General features: G+C 54.2%; 15 protein-coding genes and 1 pseudogene. 4 read left to right on the forward strand and 12 right to left on the reverse strand.

The features are described from left to right. Positions 1 to 154: 154 nt before the first annotated feature. The 6 genes and pseudogenes from NM686_RS13855 to NM686_RS13880 form a co-directional block, all read right to left on the reverse strand. Positions 155 to 295 carry a hypothetical protein gene (locus NM686_RS13855; protein WP_255188429.1) on the reverse strand — a complete coding sequence of 47 codons (141 nt, stop codon included), beginning with the start codon at positions 293 to 295 and terminating at the stop codon, positions 155 to 157. Positions 296 to 417: 122 nt separating this feature from the next. Further along, positions 418 to 869, reverse strand: a pseudogene (locus NM686_RS21815) (ISAzo13-like element transposase-related protein). A gap of 330 nt (positions 870 to 1,199) precedes the next feature. Continuing rightward, entirely contained in the window at positions 1,200 to 2,525 is a 1,326-nt protein-coding gene (locus NM686_RS13865) for a sulfate adenylyltransferase subunit 1 (RefSeq protein WP_255188431.1), read from the reverse strand. Further along, the gene (gene cysD / locus NM686_RS13870; RefSeq protein WP_269021809.1) at positions 2,525 to 3,499 is read right to left on the reverse strand and encodes a sulfate adenylyltransferase subunit CysD; all 975 of its coding nucleotides are present in this window, start codon (positions 3,497 to 3,499) and stop codon (positions 2,525 to 2,527) included. Before cysD ends, NM686_RS13865 begins: the two co-directional genes overlap by 1 nt. Positions 3,500 to 3,630: 131 nt before the next feature. Beyond that, positions 3,631 to 4,494: a DUF6671 family protein gene (locus NM686_RS13875; RefSeq protein WP_255188432.1), complete on the reverse strand. Its 864-nt coding sequence runs from the start codon at positions 4,492 to 4,494 to the stop codon at positions 3,631 to 3,633. Positions 4,495 to 4,504: 10 nt separating this feature from the next. After that, on the reverse strand, positions 4,505 to 6,067 hold the full coding sequence (locus tag NM686_RS13880) for a proton-conducting transporter transmembrane domain-containing protein (protein ID WP_255188433.1): 1,563 nt from the start codon (positions 6,065 to 6,067) through the stop codon (positions 4,505 to 4,507). Positions 6,068 to 6,300: 233 nt separating this feature from the next. Between NM686_RS13880 and NM686_RS13885 the strand changes: the two genes are divergently transcribed. Next, the gene (locus NM686_RS13885; RefSeq protein ID WP_255188434.1) at positions 6,301 to 7,212 is read left to right on the forward strand and encodes a LysR family transcriptional regulator; all 912 of its coding nucleotides are present in this window, start codon (positions 6,301 to 6,303) and stop codon (positions 7,210 to 7,212) included. Positions 7,213 to 7,613: 401 nt separating this feature from the next. Here NM686_RS13885 and lolA read toward each other — a convergent pair whose 3' ends face one another. Both lolA and mrcB read right to left on the reverse strand, forming a co-directional pair. Further along, complete coding sequence (gene lolA, locus NM686_RS13890; protein ID WP_255188435.1) at positions 7,614 to 8,237, reverse strand: outer membrane lipoprotein chaperone LolA; 624 nt, start codon at positions 8,235 to 8,237, stop codon at positions 7,614 to 7,616. 2 nt (positions 8,238 to 8,239) lie between these two features. Next, positions 8,240 to 10,582: a penicillin-binding protein 1B gene (mrcB, locus tag NM686_RS13895; RefSeq protein ID WP_255188436.1), complete on the reverse strand. Its 2,343-nt coding sequence runs from the start codon at positions 10,580 to 10,582 to the stop codon at positions 8,240 to 8,242. Positions 10,583 to 10,885: 303 nt separating this feature from the next. Here mrcB and NM686_RS13900 point away from each other — a divergent pair, with 303 nt between their 5' ends. Next, a complete protein-coding gene (locus NM686_RS13900; protein WP_269022972.1) occupies positions 10,886 to 11,146 on the forward strand; it encodes a PilZ domain-containing protein in 261 nt (86 codons plus the stop codon). A 5-nt stretch (positions 11,147 to 11,151) separates the two neighbouring features. Here the strand turns inward: NM686_RS13900 and NM686_RS13905 are convergent, their stop codons facing one another. Continuing rightward, positions 11,152 to 11,661 carry a putative metalloprotease CJM1_0395 family protein gene (locus NM686_RS13905; RefSeq protein ID WP_255188438.1) on the reverse strand — a complete coding sequence of 170 codons (510 nt, stop codon included), beginning with the start codon at positions 11,659 to 11,661 and terminating at the stop codon, positions 11,152 to 11,154. Between the two features lie 188 nt (positions 11,662 to 11,849). On the opposite strand from NM686_RS13905, the gene uvrB reads away from it, so the two are divergent. Next, positions 11,850 to 13,856: an excinuclease ABC subunit UvrB gene (gene uvrB / locus NM686_RS13910; protein ID WP_255188606.1), complete on the forward strand. Its 2,007-nt coding sequence runs from the start codon at positions 11,850 to 11,852 to the stop codon at positions 13,854 to 13,856. 34 nt (positions 13,857 to 13,890) lie between these two features. After that, positions 13,891 to 14,106, forward strand: coding sequence for a TraR/DksA C4-type zinc finger protein (locus NM686_RS13915; RefSeq protein WP_255188439.1), 216 nt, complete (start codon positions 13,891 to 13,893; stop codon positions 14,104 to 14,106). 22 nt (positions 14,107 to 14,128) lie between these two features. Here NM686_RS13915 and lpxB read toward each other — a convergent pair whose 3' ends face one another. From lpxB to NM686_RS13930, 3 genes are all read right to left on the reverse strand, one after another. Further along, complete coding sequence (gene lpxB, locus NM686_RS13920) at positions 14,129 to 15,277, reverse strand: lipid-A-disaccharide synthase (protein WP_255188440.1); 1,149 nt, start codon at positions 15,275 to 15,277, stop codon at positions 14,129 to 14,131. A 157-nt stretch (positions 15,278 to 15,434) separates the two neighbouring features. Then, entirely contained in the window at positions 15,435 to 16,532 is a 1,098-nt protein-coding gene (locus NM686_RS13925) for a DegT/DnrJ/EryC1/StrS family aminotransferase (protein ID WP_255188441.1), read from the reverse strand. 13 nt (positions 16,533 to 16,545) lie between these two features. Next, positions 16,546 to 17,484 carry a Gfo/Idh/MocA family protein gene (locus NM686_RS13930; RefSeq protein ID WP_255188442.1) on the reverse strand — a complete coding sequence of 313 codons (939 nt, stop codon included), beginning with the start codon at positions 17,482 to 17,484 and terminating at the stop codon, positions 16,546 to 16,548. Positions 17,485 to 17,491: the final 7 nt, after the last annotated feature.

Below are 17,491 nucleotides of genomic sequence, written 5' to 3' on the forward strand. Positions count from 1 at the left end.
TCAAACTACGCCCAAGACAACCATTATCGACGGCTTGATTGGCCGATTTTTTGAGCCACCGGGGTTCGTTTTAAATTTTTATCTCGCTATGTCATGGTTTCTAAAAATTCAGGGCATAGCTAGCCCTGCTATTGTGTAAGGGATGATGCCGTTTTCAAAATACCGTTTCCGGTGCGATGGTGATATCCCACCATTTCAAGGCCGTTGAGCGTTGCAGTCTCGCCTCAAGTTCGCGCACCTGATCGGCGGCTAATTTAACGCCTTTTTCATAGACACCGGCCATCATCGAGACCACGGCCCGCTGTCCTTTTCAGATAAAAATCCCCGCGCGCTTCAAAACCGTCTCTTGAGAATCCAACAAATAGCCATTCCAGGCTTTCTCCAGCCCCGCCCAAAAACGCTCGATCGCGTTGTACCCTAAAGGGCATCGAAATATTTGCTGTGATAAGGCGGGTAATACACCAGACGGATGGTCAACCCGGTTTTGTCTGCAAACTCAACCAGCCGTTGTAAATACCGGGTTCGGTGACCACTACACTCCGGGCCGTTGTCCGAATTGATCACCAAGGTACGAATACCGGATAACCCGGCTTTCGCTGTTCCCACCAAGCTTCCAGGCCATCGATCATGAAATCGCTGGTTTTGTAACTTTCCCCAAAAAACAGGAAAGACCGTCCGCTGACAGGCTCCAATAGGCCGCCTGGAATCAATTTCGCTTTACTCGCCATGTCGTGATCGAGGGCCTTAACCGCATTAAGAACTCGTGATTTGACGCCTCGGGAATACTCGCCAAGGTTCACGGTCGCTTTGGTATCCATGCTAATTCGTAACGTCGTCGGCGTCGGCCTCACTATTGATCTGGCGCACATTCGCGAATATCGGATCGGTCATTTCGGTTTTTTTTGAACTTTGCTCTTGGCAACCGTCCGTCGACGATAGCCTTGTCGATTCAGCAACTCATAGAACGTCCGCTCCGCCGGTAGCGCCTCTTCCGTGTAAACCATTACAGGCAATCCGACACGACAATTCTATCGGCGTTGCAAAATGCAGATATAGCGTCTTTTGTGAAGGAAATTGGCGCCTTAGCGATGCTCTAACTCGATGACTCATGCCACGGATGAAATCGACGGACCGTTGCCCCGAGCTGCCGGTTGGCTTGACAACAACACAGATTGGCTTGGCATGTTCCTGACTTCTTGTCAGACAATCACGCCGGCCGCCACGGTATTCAGTGACACGGGCTCGATGACGATAAAACTGCCCGTGACGCGGTTATCCGCGTAAGCATCGGTCAGCAAAGGCTGCTGCAGTTTCAACCTGACCCGCACGATGTCGTTCATATGCGCTGTCTCGGGTCCCTTATGTCGTGCCAACGTGTTGACATCGATCAGGTAATCCAATTCGGCGAACAGTGCCTGAACCGTACGCGTGGTATGCTTGATCAGGTACTTGCCGCGCGGTTGCAGCGGTTGCTCCGACAGCCAGCATAAATCGGCGACCAATTCCTTACTGACGCGCGGCGGTTCGCGCGGGTCGACCAGCATATCGCCGCGCGAAACATCCAATTCCCGATCCAGCGAGACCACCACCGAACGATCCATGGCGGCCTGGGCCAGCGACTGCTCGCCGATCTTTATGCCAGCAACACGAGCACGTTGAGCCGAAGGCATGACCATCACTTCATCACCTGGCCGCAAGGTTCCCGAGGCTAGCGTTCCCTGATAACCGCGAAATTCGCCATGGGTCGAACCATCCGCGCCATTGCCCAGCATCACGCGCGCCACGCGCTGTACAGGCAGGCGCAAGGATGCCAGTCCGGCATCGCGTCTTGCCGGAATACTTTCCAGATACTCCAATAAAGTTGGGCCGCGGTACCACGACACGGACTGGTCCCTAGCCACGACATTGCTCCCGCTCAATGCCGATAAGGGAATCGCCTGGACGTGGTGACGGCCCAAGCGGGTGACGAAGGAAACAAACTCGTCGACTATCGCTTGGTAAACCGCCGGCTGCCAATCCACGAGGTCCATTTTGTTGACCGCCAGCATCAGCTCGCGAATACCCAACAAATGCGCCAGATAAGCATGGCGGCGGGTCTGGGTGACTACACCCTTGCGAGCGTCCACCAATAAGATCGCTAAATCGGCGTTCGATGCCGCGGTAACCATGTTGCGGGTGTACTGTTCATGACCGGGCGCATCGCCGATGATGAATTTACGCCGCGCCGTGGAAAAATAACGATAAGCCACGTCAATCGTGATGCCTTGCTCGCGTTCGGCCAGCAAGCCGTCGGTCAACAACGACCAATCGATTTCGGCCAGGCCGCGTTTCTGCGAGGTAGCGAGTATCGAGGCCAATTGATCGCTGGCCACATTCCCCGTGTCGTATAGCAAACGTCCGATCAGCGTGCTTTTACCGTCGTCGACGCTGCCGGCGGTTATGAAACGCAGCAGGCCCGACAGGCTTTCATCATGCTTTAGGCCGCCGGCTTTCGTAGATTTAGCTGGCGTTGCAATCGCGTTCATCAGAAATACCCCTCTTTTTTGCGTTGTTCCATCGCCGCTTCCGCAGCACGGTCGTCCAATCGCGTAGCGCCGCGTTCGCTCAACAGGCATTGCGCGGTTTCTTCGATGATCTCGGACAGCGTCCCGGCCATCGACGGTACCGGCGCGGTGCAGGAAATATCGCCGACAGTACGAAAACGGCAACTGATGGTTTCCACGACATCACCGGCCTTGGCGGGCGTCAGCCGGGTAACTGGCACCAATACCTCCCCCCGGCGCACCACTTGGCGCGGATGGGCAAAATACAGTTCGGGCAGTTCGATATCCTCGCGCTGGATGTATTGCCAAACGTCGAGTTCGGTCCAGTTGGAAATCGGAAACACTCGCAAATGACCGCCTGGTTCCACACGGGTGTTATACAACGACCATAGCTCCGGCCGCTGATTTTTTGGTTCCCATTGGCCAAACTCGTCGCGCACGCTAAACACCCGCTCTTTGGCGCGCGACTTTTCCTCGTCGCGCCGGGCGCCGCCCAGGCATGCATCGAAACCGAATTCGGCGATGGATTCCATCAAGGTCACCGATTGATGCGGGTTGCGCGATTCCAGTGGATCACGCAAGCGTACCGAACCATTGCGAATCGAGTCCTCGACATGGCGCACATACAGGCGGCAGCCATAACGCTCCGCCATGCGATCACGATAGGCAATCACCTCTTCATAGTTATGACCGGTATCGATATGCAGCAACGCAAAACCGATCCGCTCGGGGTGAAACGCCTTGTAAGCCAGATGTAGCAACACCGCCGAATCCTTGCCGCCAGAAAACAGCAGCACCGGATGTCGGCATTCGGCCGCCACTTCGCGCAGGATGAACAGTGCCTCGGCTTCGAGCAAATCCAGATGCGCGGCATGCATGGGAAGCCGGGAGGACATGTTCAGACCCAGGGGTTCTAGTGGCAAAATAATGTCTCGCGTGGCGGCTAAAGTTGACATCTCGGTATGTCTCCCGGTTACTGGTCAAAAAGTCATTGCATTGAAAAATCGCTTTCAAAGCCGGGATCATGCTATCAATTGCAACTCATATAAATCCAATATAAGAATTTAAACAAACCATTCTATTTTCATTATGGATTGCAAAGGTGGCATTGTCCGGCGTTGGCATATTGCCTCGCTCGCTCGATTTGTTGTTGGTGACCACAGCGAACACAACGCAGCAAGTCGGCTTTGATCTCCGCGGTGGGCATGCCGCAATTTTCGCAAGGCAAACCTTTTACAACTTCGGCCCTGGCAAAGCCGGGCGCCCGGCAAACTGGACAATAGGACGTCAAGCGAATGGCCAGTTCTTGCGCCGCCAACCGTATCGTTTCCATCCTTGACGGGTTGGCAAACGCGCGCATGTCGGTTTCAATGAAGACCTGAGCGTTTTCTGCAACGGCCATGGCCCAGGCGACCGCATGCTCGAACGCCAGCCAATCGGACAAGCCTTTTCTAAATACAGGATAATCCTGATGCTGCGGGCGCACGACCAAATAGTGCTGGGGAAAACCGACCCGTTCGGCAAAATGTTTCGCCTCTGCCCAGCTAGCAACCAGAGCACTGGCAAAATTGGTTCGGCCGGATACGGTGGCGATGACTTCGATACCCAAATCGTCATCTATCCAAACCAGCAACTCACGGTTATACGACATCATGTAGGTCACTGGATCCGGACCAAAACTGCCTTCGCTGGCCAGGCCAATAGGCAAACCGGACAATTGCATACCGATCCGAGCCTTACGTCTCGCGGCCTCCAATTGATTGCCGACCCTGGCAATATCGCGCGTAAACGTGCCTAAGGTATCGGTATCGAAACCTTCGATACGCTCCACCTTACAAGCCAGCGCCTCACCCAGCACTTCTCCGAGCACGGCTTCCTTGCCATGTTGGGTCAGTAATGCAACGCGACGGTCAACATACAGGTTTGGGGAAAGTTCCAATGAGGGATACATTGTTTGCTCCTTAAAATTCGCCACGCGTTTGGCGCACGGCAGCCAGCCATTTCCAGCGCGCGATCCGGTGCAGCAAGATTCCGAGCCTGGGATGCGCGTAAAAATGTAAGCGCGCGCTTGCCCAGGCGTGATTGTGTCCTATCAATAAGACGAGGATGCCGCCCAAAACCAGCCCCAGCAACCGTTCATTGAACAAAGCCAGTTCCATCGAGGCAACCGGCACGACTTCTTGTAATCCGATCAAGAAACAACGTTGCATTGCAAAATAAGACATGCCGACCAATGCCATCAATTCGATGACGCGCGAAATTGGTTTTTGCACCGTAGAAGAATCCAGGGAGCCCCACAGAAAATAGGCAAATAGGCATTGCAGCATCATGCCGGGCATCACGGTCTCTGGCTGTGCCACTGGATTCAGACCGACGGCCAGAGCGGCGAGGAAGGTCGTGGTCAATGCCAGGAACAGCGGCAACAACAATTCATTTGTCCTGTGTTGGCTAGTTGCCAACGCTGACTGAGTTCGCTCGGTCATATCGCCCATACCGCCGTAACCACAGAGCGCGTGAACCAGATATACAACGCAGACAAAGATGGATAGTACAGCCGATGAAAACGCCCCTACACCGCATTGCAATGCCAGGAATCCGCCTTGGGCAAGCATGCACGCGTTCAATAACTTATCCGGCTTGTTCGAGAGCAATATCGCGGAGACTCCAGACAAGAATACTGCGGCCCCGCTGATCGCCAGCAAATTCATCGCGGCGGGGTTTATTGCCAGGACATGGCTCATCCTGGCCATCACAAATCCACAGGCGTTGATGATGCAAGCAAACAGCAAGCCCAAAACCGGGGAGGATATTCTCGTCGCGTCCGCAAGCAACACAAAATACGCCAATGGCAGCAGCCGCAGAATCAGGCTCAAGGCCAGCAAGAATGCGGCCCCACTCAATCCCCAGACATTGCTGGACAAGGAATCAACGAGCGCTGCCTGCGCGGCGGTAAAAATCTCGGCGAACGTGATAGGGCCCAAGTCGTGATATAACACCGACACTGCCAATATCAGGCATAGATCACCTAGGCGGCTGAAAAATAATAGCTTGCGTGCCTCTATTCCGATTGCTTGCGCTGCCGCCGTGCATCGCAGCAAGCGCTGCCCCGCCAAATTGAGTCCCAACCAGGCCATCGCGAATTGAATCAAGTTACCTGAAACGACCAGCATCATTGCCGAGCCGACAGCGAGCGCCAGCCATTTTAGTAAGCGTCCTTGCGCTGATGCTGACCGATGACGAACATAGCTCACCGACAAGCAGCCGGCATAAGCCACTAATAGCAGCATCGTCAGCGCCAATGCATCCAGATAGACATCAAACCGGGCCATCGTGAAACGGAGGCTACCTTCGAACAGAAAAATCAAGCCGATGCTCATGACAGCGGTTAATGAGGCCGATGTCCCGAACCTCGCCAATTGGAGCATGCGCTTCGGCTGGCGCTCTGCCAGGCGCTGCGGGATCAAACCGATAGCCAGCAGCAAACCGGGTCCGAACATAACCAGCGCGGCAGTCATTGTTTGCATACTGCCCCCTGGGCACTGGATTTGGGAAATTGGATGAGCCATAAGCAAGACGGCGCGTCTTCCGCCAATGGCGCAGCGACGCTGAAAACAGACACGGCAGGCGACTGGACTGACCGGCAGGCTAGCAGGCTCATGATGATCTCCCAAAAAATCAGTTGAGCTCATGCTAGCAATCGCCGCTTATTTCATCCAATATATGTATTCAATACAAACATTCTTTTTTTTATATACCAATGGCTGCACTGAATTATCATCACTTGCGTTATTTCTGGGTCATCGCCAATGAAAACAATCTGACACGCGCCGCCGAGAAACTGCATGTTTCACAGTCGGCGCTGAGTATTCAGCTGCGGCAACTCGAAGAATCCCTGGGACAAAAACTATTCGACCGAGAAGGCAGACGCCTGTCCTTGACCGAGGCAGGACGCATAACTCTGGATTATGCCGATGCGATTTTCCGCACGGGAGATGAACTCGTTAGCCTGATGCATGGCAGACCGGCCGGCACTCGGCAACTATTGCGGGTCGGAGCGGTTTCGACGTTGTCACGAAACTTTCAATTGGAATTGGTGCGCCCCCTGTTGCAGCGCACCGATATAGAACTGGTGTTGCGCTCCGGCAGTCTGCGCGAATTACTGGCTCAAATGCACACTCATACCATAGACTTGATTCTGTCCAATCGCCCGGTTCCGCGCGATGCGCAAGCCAACTGGCATTGCCATCTGCTAGACGAACAGGCGGTCAGTCTGGTCGGCAAACCGGCTTTGGTCGAGCAAGCGTTTTGCTTTCCTCGAGACCTGGAAACCACCCCGCTATTGCTGCCAAGCATCGAGAGCGAAATTCGCGCCGCGTTCGATTTCTTACTGGAACAGGCCGGTGTCCGCCCGCTGGTGATTGCCGAGGTCGACGACATGGCAATGCTGAGATTATTGGCGCGCGAATCCGGCCATCTGGCCCTGGTTCCGCCGGTGGTCGTAATGGACGAATTACGCCAGGGTTTATTGGTGGAACATTACCAAATCGCCAAGATTCGCGAACGTTTCTACGCCATCACCCCGAGCCGGCGTTTTCCGAACGAGGCGCTTCGCGATTTATTGGCCGGCAGGCTCGACGCGGGATACGACGCAAAAGCACCCGAACGTTAAACCTAGAAAAATCATTGGGTCCACGAAACACACGAAAATCACGAAAAGTTTCAAACCGTTATCATATCTAAGAGCAGCACCGAACAGGTGAATCGACAAGCTTCATAACGCAATGCTTTCTTTCGTGTATTTCGTGATTTTCGTGGATGACTGATGTTTTACTCTGAAAGTCACGCGGCAACCCCAAAAAAAGACTAACGACATAACAAAGTTGACTTTCATTTGCCGGGGCGATGCACAGCCTTCATGAGCGTTACTCTGAAAGTCATGGTGGGAGCGACGCACAGTCGCGACAAATGGCTTCAATTCGCGACTATGCGTCGCTCCTACAGCTAGAACTTTCATTGGCCGGGGCGATGCCGAGCCTTCATGAACGTTAGGATGACAACGTTCGATCTGGATCAATTTTCGAACACATCCACACCCTTGGGCGGGTTGAAATTGAATAAATCGTCGCTCAAGACGGGATTGAGTTTGATATTGGAAAAATAGATACGGGTCAACTGACCAAAATTGTCGCTGAGCTCCATGCCGCCCAGCTGGCCGTGGCTCAGGCCAATCAGGATATATTTGAAACCGCTTTCTTCGTTTTTCGGCGACAAGCGTATCCAGTTCATTTCTTCGTCGCTGCCCTGCTCTTCCAAGATGAATTTTTCGTTTATGTCCACCTGCCCCGTCAACAATAATGCCGGCGTGGACCCCAGGGAATCGTCCAGCTGCTTGACGGTGACCTGTTCCAAATCCGCATCGTAAAACCAGACCTTACCGGCATTGGACACGATTTCCTGATTGAAGGGTTTTTGATAATTCCAGCGAAATTTACCTGGCCTGCGCAGGTAAAACTGTCCGACACTGGTCTGACCGGCTTGTCCGGCCTTGTTGAAGCTAACCTGCTTGAAGTCCGCCGACAAGGCGGCGTTGGTTTTCAAAAAGGTCTTGAGTTGCTCTATCGGCGCCTCGTCGGCCCAAGCGCCGCCGTTGATGCCAGCCAGTAAAACACAGGTCGTTAAAAATTTTTTAATCATATTCAAAAAGGATTCAAGTGGTTAAGCCAAGTTTCAACCGCGCCCGGCTCTGCCGGACCACAATTCGAGTATTCCGTGGGTTCGGAGCCTTCGACGAATGGCAACAAACGTGCACCGGCACAGCCTTCGCCCGTCAACCAACCCGTGGCGGAATCTATCCATTTCATGCCGACATTATCCGGCGGCACTAGCTGTACCGGTTGTTTGCTAACCTGCCGCATCAACTCCGCCCAGATTTGCAACGCTCCGCTTCCGCCCGTCAAACCGGTGGTTTTATTGTCATCCCGGCCAACCCAAACAACGGACAAATAATCACCACTGAAGCCGGCGAACCAGCTGTCCCGCATTTCGTTGGTCGTACCGGTCTTGCCGACCAGATTCATCTCCGCCGGCATGTAGTTATAGGCGGAACGCCCGGTACCGTAACGCATGACATCTTGCATGATGGTGTTGGTAATATAAGTCGCGGCGGGGTCGACGGCCTGGCGCACGGTAAACGGATAACTCTGCAAGGCCTTGCCGTCGGCGGCATTGACCGCACGAATCGATCGGAGCGGCGTGGCAAAGCCATCGCCCGCCAGGGTTTGATAAATCTGCGTCACCTCCAGCGGCGACAAGGGCGCAGCGCCCAACAGCATGGAAGGATACAGCTCAACTGGCCGGCTGACCCCCATATTTTTCAGGTTATTGGCAATTCTGGCCAGGCCTATGTCCATCCCGACCCTGACCGTCGCCATGTTATAGGAGTTCGTCAATGCGGTATGCAGCGGGACGACACCGTGCTCGCGATGATCATAATTGTCCGGCGACCAGGTCTTGCCCTTTTCCGCCGGAATTTCCAGGCGAGTATCGCTGATGGGCGTAACGATGGTGTAACGATCGGGGTACTCCAGCGCGGTCAGGTAAACCACCGGCTTGATCAGCGAACCGATCGGCCTGACGGCATCCAGAGCCCGATTGAATCCGGTTTCATCGGCATTACGGCCTCCCGCCAGCGCGACGATTTCGCCGCTATCCCGCCGAGTCACGACGGCGGCGCTTTCCAAATCATTACTTTTAGGGCTTTTTTCCAGTTTGTTCAGCTTGCTTGCTATCGCCTGCTCAAGCGCATCCTGCACGCGGGTATCCAGCGTGGTGACGATGCGCAAGCCTTCCGAGGTCAAATCCTCTTCTTTATATTCCTGTTTCAATTGCCGTTTGACTAAATCGATGAAACCCGGATAGCGATTCGCGGAGCGGTGCGTCATCGCGGCCACGGCCAGCGGCTGCTTTTTGGCGTCGCCGGCTTGTTGCTCGGTGATATAGCCTTCGGCCACCATTGAATCCAGCACCAGGTTACGGCGCTCCAGCGCCCTTTCCTGATTGCGGCGCGGGTCGTAATAAGACGGGCCGCGCACCAGAGCCACCAAAGTCGCTACTTGCGGCAAATTCAAGGTCTTCAAGGACTGGCCAAAATAAAATTCGCTGGCCAAGCCAAAGCCGTGCACCGCGCTGGAGCCGTCCTGGCCTAAAAAGATTTCGTTCAGGTAGGCTTCCAGAATTTCGTCCTTGCTGTAATGATATTCCAGAATCAGTGACATCAAGGCTTCGTTGACCTTACGCTTCAGGCTGCGCTCGGAAGTCAGGAAAAAATTCTTCACCAATTGTTGCGTGATGGTGCTCCCGCCCTGCACCATGCCGCCGGCCTTGATATTTGACCACATCGCTCGCGCTATGCCTTTCGGCGACAAGCCAAAATGACTATAAAAATCCCTGTCCTCGGTGGAAAACAAGCCCTGCAACAACGTTTGCGGTGCTTCTTCCAGCTTGATCAATATGCGATCTTCCTTGCGCGTCGGGTAAAAGCTGCCGATCTGAATCGGCTCCATGCGCAGAATGGCTAAGTCGCTACCGGTCGCGGCATCGACGATGCTTGCAATGGCACTGCCGACGATATTGATCTTGATCTTTCGGCTTTCCTGCAAGGTGTCGCCAAAGTTGAAAGCCCGTGTCTTGAGATTGATCTGGCCACCGCGAATGAAATAAGCCCCCTCGCCAGCCAACTGATTGTCTTGGCGGTAATGCAATTGCAGCAACAAGTCTTCCAGATTTTTCAAGCTGTAGGGCAAGCCGGCATAAAGCTCTACCGGACTGGCATAGACGCGCGCGGGGATGGACCAGCGTTTGCCTTCGAATTGTTCGCGCACCGTGTAATCGAGATAGCCGATATATGACGACAATAAGAAACCGCCACCGATCAACAGCGGCAGCAAAGCCTTCCACAGCCATGACGAGCCGGCTTGTTTTTTTTTGCGTCGATTAGAGGTAGAACTGGTGCGAGTTCGCGGTCTGGGTCGTCTTGCCATTCAAAAAAGAAGTCTGATGCTGTATCAAGCGGATGGATTGCGGATATGCAAAACAAAGATTTAAATTCAGTTGGGAACGCATACGGGCTCAATTAAACGAATGCTCCCTTAAGCCGACATTATCCATCAAATAAAAATTTCTAGTCGGTTTGACAGGGACTTTTTTTTCATACTATAAAGCAGGCTTTATGCCACGTAATCAAATCCAGGTTCAAGAATGGCGTCTGGCGAACATAAATACAAGGCAAGCCGGGAAACCGGCTACCGTTTTAATCTGATTTTAATTAGTTCAAAGTGAATGATGTGACCGACCATAGACGACATCAGCGACTTCTTCATCGCGCAAGAATCAAGGTAACGATACCGAGCCTGTCCAAACAGTTTGAGACTGACATGCGGGATTTTTCCGAAAGCGGTCTGTTTCTGCTTTATCCCAAAGATCTCGGTCTGGAAAAGGGGGCGATTGTGGAAGTGCAAACGCTGGAATTTGAAGACGCGCCGATACAAAGCTGTAAAGTGGTTCGCATCGAGCCGGGAATTGGCATTGCGGTTGAATTTGTTTGATGGACTTACGCGCTGACATCCAATAGCGAACCACTGCGCGGGGCGTTTTGTTGCGCTCGCATTAATTCGATAGTCGCTTTGCTGGCCATCGCGGTGGCCCGGCTGGCTACACTGTAATCTTGGGCGGACGGTTGCGCCGGGGCTAGCGCGGCGCGGCGTATGGTTTCGGCTTTGCGCAACGTCGCCGCCGGATCGCCGGCAACGGCCGAGGTATCGATGCTAACCTCACCGCCCACGGCGTAACGCTGCCCATCCGGGCCGACGGTATAGCTGAAGCTGGCGCCACTGACGGCGATGCCGCCCGCCGCGCTCAAATGTGCCTGTTCGTGAGTCCTGACTTCACGATCACGGTTTTTTAACCATTGAATCTGGCGCAACACTTCCGCGTCGGCGATTTCGGTTGGTTTTTGGACGGCCGTATCGTTCTCGCGCCGATCGGCCTGCCCAGGCATATTTTGAGCCGGATAGCGGTTGGTGGGATTCAGATTGACAGGCGAAGAGCCGGATATCCGCATGACTTACCTCAATGGCTTGCGCCAACATCTGATAGCGAATATAACGCTGAATCAGTAATTTGTAAAAATCCTTTTGAGTGTTTGCAAGGGGGAAATCGATGACGGCCAAACGGCGCATGGAACTGAGTCAATCGGCGATTACTGGCATAATAAGCGATCCACGCGCTATCCCGACCTCGCCGCACGCCATGCATAAACCTTTCAAAATCCAGAGTCGCTATCAACCGGCCGGCGATCAGCCCGCAGCCATCAAACAATTGGTGGAGGGCATCAATGACGGCGAAGTGCACCAGACCCTGCTCGGCGTCACGGGGTCCGGAAAGACCTTTACCGTCGCCAATGTGATTCAGCAAACCCAGCGCCCCGCCATGATCCTGGCGCCCAACAAGACGCTGGCCGCCCAGCTGTACGGCGAGATGAAGGAGTTTTTTCCGGATAACAGCGTCGAGTATTTCGTGTCCTACTACGATTATTACCAACCGGAAGCCTATATTCCGGCCTCTGACACCTTCATCGACAAGGACGCCTCGTTGAACCAACACATCGAGCAAATGCGCCTGTCCGCGACCAAGGCCCTGCTGGAGCGGCGCGATACCGTGGTGGTCGCCACCGTATCGGCGATTTATGGCCTGGGCGAGCCGGAATCCTATTTCCAGATGGTGCTGCATTTGGTGCGCGGCGACATGATCAAGCAGCGCGATATTCTGCGCCGACTGGCCGAGATGCAATACACCCGCAACGACACGGAACTGCGCCGCGCCACTTACCGGGTGCGCGGCGAAGTCATCGACGTGTTTCCGGCCGAATCGGAAGAACAGGCCCTGCGCATCGAGTTGTTCGACGACGAAATCGAGCGGCTGTCGATGTTCGACCCGTTGACCGGCGAAGTCACCCAGCGCCTAGCCCGTTTCACGATTTATCCGAAAAGCCATTACGTGACGCCGCGCGAACAGCTATTGATCGCCGTCGAGAAAATCAAGCTCGAACTGGCTGAACGCCTGGAGCATTTACGCGACAACCACAAATTGGTCGAAGCCCAGCGCCTGGAGCAGCGCACCCTGTTCGACATCGAGATGATACTGGAAGTGGGTTATTGCTCCGGCATCGAAAACTATTCGCGGCATCTGTCCAACCGCGGCCCAGGTGAATCGCCGCCGACCATGTTCGATTATTTGCCCAAGGACGCCTTGGTCATCATCGACGAAAGTCACGTCACGGTGCCGCAGATCGGCGCGATGTACAAGGGCGACCGCTCGCGCAAGGAAACCCTGGTGGAGTACGGCTTCCGTTTGCCGTCGGCATTGGACAACCGGCCCTTGCGTTTCGAGGAATTCGAGCAAATCTGCGGCCAGCGCATTTACGTGTCGGCGACGCCCGGCCCGTACGAAAAAGAACATTCCGGCGCGGTGGTCGAGCAAGTGGTACGCCCGACCGGTCTGGTCGATCCAGTGGTCGAAGTACGGCCGGCAACGACACAGGTCGATGACCTGCTGTCCGAAATCAATAAACGCGTCGCGGCCAAGGAAAGGGTGCTGGTTACGACCTTGACCAAGCGCATGTCCGAGGATTTGACCGACTATCTGCTGGAGCATAACGTCAAGGTGCGCTACCTGCATTCGGACATCGAAACCGTCGAGCGGGTCGAGATCATCCGCGACCTGCGCCTCGGCGTGTTCGACGTACTGGTCGGCATCAACCTGCTGCGTGAAGGTCTGGACATCCCGGAAGTATCGCTGGTGGGCATACTGGATGCCGACAAGGAAGGCTTTTTGCGTTCGATCACCTCATTGATCCAGACCATAGGCCGCGCCGCCCGCAACGCCAACGGCAAGGTGATTTTATACGGCGACAGGATCACCCGCTCGATGCAGCAAGCCATCGACGAAACCGAGCGCCGCCGGGCGAAACAGATCGCGTTCAACCTGAAAAACAATATCACGCCCAAAACCGTGTTCAAATCGGTCACGGACATCCTGGAACTATCCATCCCCGGCGCCGGCGGCTCGATTGCCAGCGCCAAGGCCAAGGTCGCCGAAGCCGCGGTCGAATACAAGGCCATGACACCGAAGCAGGCTGCCAAAACCCTAAAACAACTGGAAGAAAAAATGTACCAGCACGCGAAAAATCTCGAATTCGAAGAAGCGGCGCGTGTCAGGGATCAGATAAAATTATTGCAGGCGGAAATGGTGGTTTAAGCCACCGCTGAAATCTTTCGAGAGGAAACACGATATGTCGACAGCCTGGGCCGGCGGTGCCGATGCGATTGCGGAACGCATGGAAAAAATGACCGAATTGTTCGTCGCGGAAACCCGCAAAGCCATCTATCACGGCGAATCCGCCACGCATTGCGAGGAATGCGGCGAACCGATTCCCGAAGCCCGCAGGAAAGCCATCGCCTGTAAATATTGTTTACCCTGCCAAAGCCAATTGGAGAAACATACCTGAGGCCTGCCGTACCGACGACCATCTAGCCTTGCCGCAGCATCTCCAAGGCCAAATCGGCCATATTTTTCGAGCCGCCACCCTCCCCCAGCAAACGCTTCACACGTCGCAATTCATTGATCACGGTTTCCCGATAGCTTGCCGCATAAAGCAGGCGCTCGATTTCGGCCGCCAAATTCTCGGCAGTCACCGCGTCTTGTATCAATTCCTTGACGATGGCTTTGCCGGCAATGATGTTGGGCAGCCCGATGAAGGGGATTTTGACCAACTGCTTGCCCAGCCAATAGGTCAATGGCGACAAACGATAGGCGATCACCATAGGCACTTGCAACAGCGCGATTTCCAGCGACGCCGTGCCGGAGGTCGTCATGATCGCATCACAACATTGAATGACGTCATAGGCCTGATGCTTGACCACGTTGATCGCAACGTCAAAACCTTGCAGGTGGCTCTGCAATATCTCGTCGCTGACGGAATCGGCTTGCGGCAGCACGAATTGCACGTCAGGATGGCTGCGGGCCAGTTCTCCCGCCGCCTCAAGCATCGCCGGCAGCATGCGCTTGATTTCATTGGCCCGGCTACCCGGCAACAAACCGACCACAGGTCGCCCCGGTTCCAGACCGAACAAGGCAAAATCTTCCTGCTTGCCGCGCAAGGGATGTACCTTATCGACGGATGGATGGCCGACATAGCGTACCGGCACGTTCTCGGCTTCGTAATAAGCCGTCTCAAACGGGAATATCACCGCCATCATGTCGATGGCCTTGCCATAGGTTTTCACCCTGCCCGGCCGCCAAGCCCAGACTTGCGGGCTGACGTAAAACAACACCTTGACACCTTGTTTCTTGGCGAACTGGGCCAGCTTGAGATTGAATTCCTTGTAATCGACGCAAACCAGCAGATCGGGCTTTTCGTTGGCGAGGATGGCCTTCATCAGCTGCAGGGCTTGGCGGATTTCAGCGTAATGCTTCAAGACTTCGACCAACCCGATCACGCCGATGCCGGACGAATCGAAGCGGATATCGATACCGGCCTGCCGCATCTTGGCCCCGCCCATGCCCATGCCCCGGATTTCCGGGCACAGTTTTTGCATGTCCTGAAACATGTGGGCGGCATGTTGATCGCCGGAGGATTCGCCGGCGCTGAACAATACGGTGTATTGAGGAATGGACATTGAAAATGAAAAATGTAGGTGGTTTTACGCAGCCCAACCCACCATGAAGCCGATGATAAATTGACGGGTTAGGTTATAGCCCCAGGATTTGGCTACGCATGACGTGTCCTTTGGAAAAAGCTGAAGCTTTTTCACTCCAGCCGCAATTCAATGGCTATTAAGCCGTCAAAGCCTTGCGAATCACACCGGCTATGTGCTGCACGGTCTCATCGCTCAAGTTCGCACAAATGGGCAAGGAGAAACAACGCGCCGCGACCGATTCGGTGATGGGCAAGGATAACTCCGCACATTCGTCTTTGAACACATTTTGCCGATGCAGCGGCACCGGATAATAAACTGCGGAAGCGATTTGCTGATCTTGCAAGGCTTTCATGACCTCGTCGCGGCGGTCACACAACAAGGTGTACTGGTGATAGACATGCACACCGACACGGTCTTCATAAGGCGTCGTCAACGGCAAATCCTCCAGCAATTTCGAATAAAGACGCGCGGCATGGCGCCGGGCCGCGTTGTATTGATCGATGCGCTTCAATTTCGCGCGTAGCACCACGGCTTGCAATTCATCCAGCCGGCTGTTGTAGCCGATGACGTCATGGTAATAACGCACATCGGAGCCATGATTGCGAAATTGCTTGATCTTGGCCGCGATTTCATCGCTGTTGGTGGTCACCAGACCGCCATCGCCAAAACAACCCAAATTTTTACTGGGGAAAAAGCTAAAGCCGGCCGCGTCACCGAAACTGCCCGTTTGCTGATTGTCTACAGTCGCGCCAAACGATTGCGCGCAATCTTCGATCAGTTTCAAATCATGCTTTTCACAGATCGCCTTGATGGCCGGCAAATCGACGGGTTGGCCAAACAAATGTACCGGCATCACCGCCTTGGTTTTCGGTGTGATGGCTTTCAGGATGTTTGCCGGCGTGATATTGAACGTACCAGGATCAATGTCGACAAAAACCGGCGTCGCCCCGACATATTTGATGGCTTCCGCGGTGGCGATGAAGGTGAATGCCGTCGTGATGACTTCATCGCCTTGTCCTATGCCTGCCGCCAACAAGGCCAGATGCAAGGCGTCGGTACCAGAGGCGCAGCCAATCGCATGTTTGACGCCCAAATACTCTGCCGCTTCCTTTTCGAACGCCTGTACATTCGGCCCCAGGATGAAGGCGCAATTGTCTAAGGTTTCGGCAAAGCCGCTAATGATTTCGTCTTGAATTTCAGCGTATTGCGCCTTCAGATTGACCATGGGGATCATAATGTGCTGCCTTTTATCCGTGTTTTAAAAATCGGGTAATTTCGATGGCGGTGGCCAATGCCTTGCGCCCTGCTTCGCCCGGCACCAGCGGATTCTCGCCGGTTCTGATGCAATTGACAAAATGTTTGATTTCTTCCAGCAAGGCATCGCCGCTTTCGAAAACGGATTCCTCGGTGACGATTTCGGGTATGCCGGGGAACATCTCCTTCTCGCCGGTCTTGTGCTTGATCAGCACACGGTTTTGAAAATCGACCGAAATGTAAGAACACGGCCGGAACATGCGCATCTTGCGTTCCATTTTCATGCTGATGCGACTGGCCGTGACGTTGGCGACGCAACCGTTCTTGAAGGTGATCCGGGCATTGGCGATGTCCGTACCTTGCGTCAGTACCGCCGTGCCGCTGGCGTCGATCTTTTCCACTTCCGAATCGACCAGAGCCAGAATGATGTCGATGTCGTGTATCATCAAATCCAATACCACGCTGACATCGTTGGCCCGCGGATTGAATGGCGACAAACGGTGAGACTCGATGAACAGCGGCTTTTCGGCCATATTGTCCAGACCACGTACCGCTGGATTGAAGCGCTCCAGATGCCCTACTTGCAAAATGACGTTCTTTTCCCTGGCAATCGCTATCAGATCGTCGGCTTCTTCGACGGTAACGGTAATGGGCTTTTCGACCAGAACGTGAGTCCCGGCGCTCAGGAAGTCTCGCGATACCGTGTGATGCAGACTGGTGGGCACCACGATGCTGACGGCATCGATCTGTCCCAATAAAGACTGATAATCGGTCATGGCCTGCGCGCCATGCTTTTTTGCGACCTGTTCAGCAGCCTCAGGATTGACATCGACCACGGCCACCAACTCACATTCTTTTAACGACGCATATTTCTCCGCATGAAATTTCCCCAAATAGCCTGCACCGATAACGGCACATTTCAGTTTACTCATAAACGAC

The sequence above is a fragment of the Methylomonas rapida genome (assembly GCF_024360925.2).
In the GTDB taxonomy this organism is placed as follows: domain Bacteria; phylum Pseudomonadota; class Gammaproteobacteria; order Methylococcales; family Methylomonadaceae; genus Methylomonas; species Methylomonas rapida.

Bases quoted from the DNA above. Each gene is read 5' to 3' on its own strand.
- NM686_RS13865 (WP_255188431.1), bottom strand. From the start codon at position 2,525: ATGAACGCGATTGCAACGCCAGCTAAATCTACGAAAGCCGGCGGCCTA.
- cysD (WP_269021809.1), bottom strand. From the start codon at position 3,499: ATGTCAACTTTAGCCGCCACGCGAGACATTATTTTGCCACTAGAACCC.
- NM686_RS13875 (WP_255188432.1), bottom strand. From the start codon at position 4,494: ATGTATCCCTCATTGGAACTTTCCCCAAACCTGTATGTTGACCGTCGC.
- NM686_RS13880 (WP_255188433.1), bottom strand. From the start codon at position 6,067: ATGCAAACAATGACTGCCGCGCTGGTTATGTTCGGACCCGGTTTGCTG.
- NM686_RS13885 (WP_255188434.1), top strand. From the start codon at position 6,301: ATGGCTGCACTGAATTATCATCACTTGCGTTATTTCTGGGTCATCGCC.
- lolA (WP_255188435.1), bottom strand. From the start codon at position 8,237: ATGATTAAAAAATTTTTAACGACCTGTGTTTTACTGGCTGGCATCAAC.
- mrcB (WP_255188436.1), bottom strand. From the start codon at position 10,582: ATGGCAAGACGACCCAGACCGCGAACTCGCACCAGTTCTACCTCTAAT.
- NM686_RS13905 (WP_255188438.1), bottom strand. From the start codon at position 11,661: ATGCGGATATCCGGCTCTTCGCCTGTCAATCTGAATCCCACCAACCGC.
- uvrB (WP_255188606.1), top strand. From the start codon at position 11,850: ATGCATAAACCTTTCAAAATCCAGAGTCGCTATCAACCGGCCGGCGAT.
- NM686_RS13915 (WP_255188439.1), top strand. From the start codon at position 13,891: ATGTCGACAGCCTGGGCCGGCGGTGCCGATGCGATTGCGGAACGCATG.
- lpxB (WP_255188440.1), bottom strand. From the start codon at position 15,277: ATGTCCATTCCTCAATACACCGTATTGTTCAGCGCCGGCGAATCCTCC.
- NM686_RS13925 (WP_255188441.1), bottom strand. From the start codon at position 16,532: ATGATCCCCATGGTCAATCTGAAGGCGCAATACGCTGAAATTCAAGAC.
- NM686_RS13930 (WP_255188442.1), bottom strand. From the start codon at position 17,484: ATGAGTAAACTGAAATGTGCCGTTATCGGTGCAGGCTATTTGGGGAAA.